This is a genomic window from Mesorhizobium sp. Arg314 (assembly GCF_053714275.1).
In genome coordinates this window covers 1-5707 of sequence record NZ_JBSKBP010000105.1, presented here as the reverse complement: position 1 = coordinate 5707, position 5707 = coordinate 1, and the positions used below count along the sequence as shown (strand labels likewise).

The 5707-nt window shown below is 60.7% G+C and carries 4 protein-coding genes and 2 pseudogenes; 5 read left to right on the top strand and 1 reads right to left on the bottom strand.

What is annotated here, in order from left to right; all coding sequences use genetic code 11:
* Nucleotides 1-90: 90 nt before the first annotated feature.
* The 5 genes and pseudogenes from ACWGS9_RS33845 to ACWGS9_RS33825 all read left to right on the top strand — a co-directional run.
* A pseudogene (locus ACWGS9_RS33845) lies at nucleotides 91-618 on the top strand (IS256 family transposase); the annotation flags it as partial.
* A gap of 313 nt (nucleotides 619-931) precedes the next feature.
* Nucleotides 932-1419 (top strand): annotated as a pseudogene (locus tag ACWGS9_RS33840) (cytochrome-c peroxidase); the annotation flags it as partial.
* Entirely contained in the window at nucleotides 1399-1917 is a 519-nt protein-coding gene (locus tag ACWGS9_RS33835; protein ID WP_454509288.1) for a cytochrome-c peroxidase, read from the top strand. The pseudogene ACWGS9_RS33840 and the gene ACWGS9_RS33835, both read left to right, overlap by 21 nt.
* A 1910-nt stretch (nucleotides 1918-3827) precedes the next feature.
* Complete coding sequence (locus ACWGS9_RS33830) at nucleotides 3828-4169, top strand: hypothetical protein (protein WP_454509287.1); 342 nt, start codon at nucleotides 3828-3830, stop codon at nucleotides 4167-4169.
* Between the two features lie 151 nt (nucleotides 4170-4320).
* A complete protein-coding gene (locus ACWGS9_RS33825) occupies nucleotides 4321-4725 on the top strand; it encodes a DUF1612 domain-containing protein (protein WP_454509286.1) in 405 nt (134 codons plus the stop codon).
* Here ACWGS9_RS33825 and ACWGS9_RS33820 read toward each other — a convergent pair.
* Nucleotides 4712-5707 (bottom strand): TlpA disulfide reductase family protein (locus tag ACWGS9_RS33820; protein ID WP_454509285.1); only part of this gene is annotated, 996 nt, incomplete at its 5' end. The two genes, ACWGS9_RS33825 and ACWGS9_RS33820, sit on opposite strands and share 14 nt — an antisense overlap.

Here is a 5707-nt window from a genome sequence, read left to right as displayed (position 1 = left end):
CAATCAGGAAGGCAGAACGACATTCTTCTTTACCGACAATGGTAAGGAAACAATGACTGAGCGGAGCGCGCCGGCGCACTGGATAACTGTCCTCGGTGGTGTGCGGGAACCTTCGATCCGAAGCTGATCGCCAGGTACCAGCGCCGCTTTCCCGACTTCGACGCCAAGATCGTCTCGATGTATGCGCGCGGCATGAGCGTGCGCGAGATCCGCGGCCATCTGGAAGAGCTCTACGGCATCGACGTGTCGCCGGATCTGATCTCGGCCGTCACCGACGCGGTCCTGGAGGAAGTGGCCGAGTGGCAGAACCGGCCGCTGGAGATCTGCTATCGGCTCGTCTTCTTCGATGTGATCCGGGTCAAGATCAGAGACGAAGGGTTCGTTCGCAACAAGGCGACCTACATCGCCCTCGGCATCCTGCCCGATGGCGCCAAGGAGATCCTCGGCATCTGGATCGAGCAGACCGAAGGCGCCAAGTTCTGGCTGCCCGTTATGAACGAGTTGAAGAACCGTGGCGTAGCCGACATCCTGATCGCTGTCGTCGACAGCCTCAAGGGCTACCCCGAGGCGATCGGCGCCGCCTTTCCGCCGACGACCGTCCAGGCCTGTATCGTACACGCATGCAGCCCAGCACGCATCAGCACGCCCTGGTGGTTGAGCCAGATCCGGCGATTGCCGAGGGCGAAATGCAGCACCTCGGTCAAGTCCTCGAAAGTGAGAGCGGCGCCTGTGCCAAGCTCGCTACTGGCGCACGACTGAGAATGCCTTTCCTCTGGCTCGATTTTTGCTCCTCTCACTGCCGAGGACGCGCCCCGGTGGTAACGGGAAGCCGCTCATTTGGCGCACAGTCTTGGATTTGAAAGGAGAGGCTTCTTTGGCAACTAGGTGGAACTTTCGGTTTGCCGCACTCGGCTCTTGTCTGCTCACCTCCATGGCGATGGGTCAGGACAATCTGCTCGACACAGCAAAATCGCTGTTCAGCCCCGTTCCCAAGGACCCGCCTGCCCTTGAGGGCAATCCGGCGACTGCAGAGAAGGTCGAACTGGGCAGGATGCTGTATTTCGAGCCGCGACTTTCGGAGGCGCACAACATCAGCTGCAACACCTGCCATCAAATTGGGCGGGGCGGCGCCGATGGCCGCCCCACCTCAATTGGCTTTAATTGGCAGCGCGGCGCCGCAACGCGCCAACTGTGCTCAATTCAGTGTTCAATGCCTCTCAGTTTTGGGACGGTAGGGCAGTAGACCTGACGGAGCAGGCCGGTGGGCCCATCGCAAACCCGATCGAGATGGGAAGCACCCCTGAGCACGCCGTCGACCAGCTCAAGGGCATTCCGGGCTATGTGGAGGCATTCCGCAAAGCCTTCCCAGATGAAATCGATCCTCTCGACTACCACAACATCGGGAAGGCGATTGCCGCGTTCGAGGCGACGCTGACCACACCCAATGCGCCGTTCGATCGATATCTCGAGGGTGACGAAAGCGCGCTCACCGTTGAAGAGAAGAAAGGCCTCAGGCTTTTCATCGATAGGGGGTGCTCCTCTTGCCATAGCGGCATCAATGTCGGCGGCGGCATGTACGCTGCTTTTGGCGTGGTCGAGAAGCCCGGCCGGGACTTCATGCCGCCCGACGATAAAGGTCGCTTCCAGGTGACACGTAAGGTGGATGACGAGTATGTCTTCAAGGTCCCGACGTTGAGAAACGTCGCACTCACCGCCCCATATTTCCATAGCGGCCGTGCGTGGGACCTAGAGCAGGCCGTGGCGGTGATGGGCAAAACCCAGCTTGGCATCCAACTGGGCCCTGAGGAAGTCTTCAATATCATCGCATTCTTGCGGACACTGACCGGAGATCAGCCGCAGGTGACTTACCCGACACTGCCGCCGAGCGTTGCCACGACACCCCGGCCAGCGCCGTGATCGCATGAGTTTGGTGATAGGTTGATTGCCAGCCGCCGGTTGCCTCCGCGACCGGCTCTCTACAACGCCTTTACCGCGAGTTCAAAAAGCCGGCAGCCCGAGCCGGTCGCCAAGTCACAGGCGACGAACGAGCTTTCCCCAGCAAACCGATTCGCTGGGGATACCGTCCTTGTCTCGGTCCAACTTGCCTCCTCAGCGCCAGTTCCGGAAATGTCGATACAGCCCAAGACAGCGAGCGTGTGCGCACGGCCATCGCCAACAGGGGGCTGTCGCCCTCATCCCGAACAATCCCTCCCGGACCCGTACGCATCTCACTTCTGTCAAAATGAACATCCCATCCCGATAGACGGAGAAGATCAATGACTCGCACCCTTGCAGCAGCAGCTTTCCCTTTCACGACTTTGGCCTCGGCGCACGGCTATCCAAATGTTGGTTCGTCGTCGAGCACACGGAGTAATCAACATGGATCAAAGATAAAAAGCAGGAGTGGTTCTCCAGAAGACGTCTTTGATCAATACGTTGGCAATGAGAACTCACGATTGGCCATAGGGAGGGTTAATTGCGGCGTTCGCCGTCTGCTGTGCCCCTGACGCCCACATCATTTCTAGACCTGTATGAGTGCCCGCCGCTTTCGCGGCGAGCACTCGTTTTTTAAGCCGACGCGCCAAAGCGGCCACGGTCCCTGATGTGGTTGCGTTGGTGCTGATAGCTGCACGCGTCCTTGCCTGCGACAGTGCGCGACGTGATCGTAGCGCCAAGACGCAGAGGGTCATGCGACGGCGCCTTTGCAGCTTCCGAAGGCTATCCCAGCCTCCCGAACTGGGTCGGCGCTGCCACTAAAGACGTCGATGGCTTCATCCCCATCCCGTTGCGTAGCGGAAGGCTTTGGCGCCGCCCAGCACAAGATCGGCGGCCGAGAGAGCTCGCGGCAGATAATCGACGCTGCCCTGGATCGCCCTTAGCGCTCAAGAGCCCGGCTTTGTTGAGCGCCCCCCTCTAAAAAATCGTCCTCCAGTGTCAGTTCCCCGATCTTCGCGTGCAGCGTCTTCACGTCTCCAAGCGTTCGCTCGCCGCGGGCCCAGCAAGCGCAACTTTCGCGTTGAACTCTGGGCTGTTCGCCATGGTCTCCCCTGTTCCCGGCTTCTATGCCGTGTTCAGGCAACCAATGTCATTTCCCGATCCAACTCTATGCTGCTGTAGCTGATTTCGCGACCGTATATTTCGCCGAATTTCGGCTGACCGCCAGGCAGGCTTTCGTCACGAGCATGTTTGTAGCCAGGTCGTGAGAAGTTCCGGAATCTCTGCCCATGAGTGCCTTCTGCTGGAGGTGGATTATGACACGCATTGATCGATGTGGGAGCTTGCACATTCCAGCATTGGGAGCCGATAGCGCTGAGGACGGCACTCAGGGGAGCGGAGGCTCACAATTCGACGCGCTTCTCCCCCGCGACAATTGTATTCGGCCAGAAAGAAAGCGTCACGTGCCGGTGGCGATCGTTGGCGGGGCGATCAGGCGATCGGAGGCTCGCGATCGGACCTGCTTCCGCCGCATAGGCGATCCGCGAGCGAGCTAGATTCTGGGGGGAGTGGCGCATTGACCATGCAGCCGGGCGCCGTCGTGCGGGTGGCGCCGGATCTGTTTGAGCCCGAGCTGCCCGGCAAACTTCGCGATGTCCTCGTCGCCGCCAGGGCCCTCTGCCCCGAGCTGCGCTTCGGCTGCAAATCGCCCACCCACGGAGGTATCAGGAGTTTGTCCGCGTCCTTGCCGAGGACCAAACCGAATACCTCGCGTGGCGGGTCCCGGCGGCAATCATGCTGCGCAAGCTCGGCCGCTCGCAAGAGGCAAGCGAGCCAAGCCTGGGACGGCGCTCGGCAACGTGGTGCTTGTCAATTGAGGGAGCCGACGCGCGATGACGATCCATAGCGACCTGACGAAGGCAATACCGCGGGCAGAGCTCGCTGGGCCGCTGGTCACGGCCGAAGACGCCGTCGCTCGCCTCGACGAGCGACTTGCCCGCTCACCGGTGCGCGACGGTTTTGTCGAGCGGTTTCACTTCCACGATGCGGCCGCCACGCTGTGGCTGGACGGTCAGCTTGTCCACGTCGAGGACCTCGTCCTGCATGACGCGCACATGGACATCCGCGCACCCACGCACGAACTCACCGTGCGCACGCGGTCCTGCGCACTCGCCGGCAGATTTTTGGCAACGCGCCCGACTGGGCGCTCGGCCGGGAGGGATTGCGGCAGCTGACTGGCCGCGGCGGCGGAACCGCGGCGGCGGCACCGCGGCGGCGGCAAATGTTTGGGATGGGGAGGCGGCTGCGCCCTCGCGGCAGGACCGCGAGCCAAGCGAGGCGGACGAGCCGGATCCGCTGGCCGAGGAGTTCGCGGCCATCGATGCGGTGCTGGCGCGCTCGAGCGCGGTTCTCAAGGGCGTGGCGGTCGAGCAGCCGTCTCGGCTGAATCCGACGCTGGAACGAGATCCGTTGGTCTACGATCCGGATTGGGATGAGACCGCCCGTCTCGACGATTGGCGTAGCCTGTCTGATCGCACCGCGAACCTTCCGCCCGTTCTTGCTGCTGCGATGCTCTGGGACGCCTGGGAAGACATCGGCCCGCTGCAACATCAGCCGTGGCTTGGCAGCCTCCTGGTCGCAGCCGGCCTGCGGCAGCGTCGTAAAACCATGACCCACCTGCTGGCGCTTAATGTCGGCCTGCGTGTCATTGGCCGCGAACGCCGGCGCCATGGCGCCAGGACGTCCCCCTTGGTGAGGGTAAAGCATTTGCGACATGTCATCCCTTTTTAGGTTTGTCTTCCGCCGCCTGCGCTTTGACATTCGGGAAATCCTTTTGTGGAACCGCACAGAGATCGCCGAAACAAACCTTCTCACCCTTGTAGTTGGCCAGGGTCTGCAGCAACTGCGAGCTGAACTCTGAATCGCCCAACGACTTCATTGCAACCTCGACCAACTCGATCGCGCGATCCTTGTTGCCGCTCTCGTAAAAATACTGAGCGACGACCCGATAACGGATGAATGTGAGGACATCGTCGTCTAGTGGGAGGGGCAGCGCCAAGATGTGTTCGGACAGCTCCTTGCCCATCGCGAAGCGCTCGGCAGACGGAATATGCGAATTGTCCGTCCCCGGTTGGAAGAGTTGGTCTAGCACCTGAACCAGCCACTCATCGGAGTTTTTGGCGACCGCGTCGCGAACCAAAAGCTGCATGACCGGCAAGCCAGCCCGCATGTCGCGCATCTCGTGAAGCAGCAGATTGGCATGAATCACGCGCAAACTGACGTTGTCCGGCAACAAGGCGACGCCCTCTTCGATGGCCGAGAGCGCCGTCTTCCAATCCTGCGTCTTCCGCGCCGCCCGAAATTTCTCGAGGATCGGCTTCTTCAAGGCTTGTTCGCGCGCTATGGGTTCGTTTTCGGCAATCCACTTCGCATCGCCGGCCTTCGCTTCATCGCTGGTACGCCAGCTGCCGTTGATCACTTTCGGTAAAACGTCATCGAGTTGCATCGGATAACCGATAAAGGCGATGTGACCGTCACGATCGACCACGAACGAGGTCGGAATCCCGATAGAGAAGCTGGGTTCCAGCCAAAGCTTCTTCATTTCGCCTGAGAAGTCGAACGCGATCCGATAATTCAGATTCGAGAACTTTTCGCTCAACCACGCGTCCAACTTGGTTCGCGCCTCGTCCGCGGTTGGAGCGTCTTCGCAAGCTGCGACTCCGATGACCTCAAGTCCGCTATCTTTGTATTTCTCCTGCAACTGCATCAGATG

Bases quoted from the DNA above. Each gene is read 5' to 3' on its own strand.
- ACWGS9_RS33830 (WP_454509287.1), top strand. From the start codon at position 3,828: ATGACGATCCATAGCGACCTGACGAAGGCAATACCGCGGGCAGAGCTC.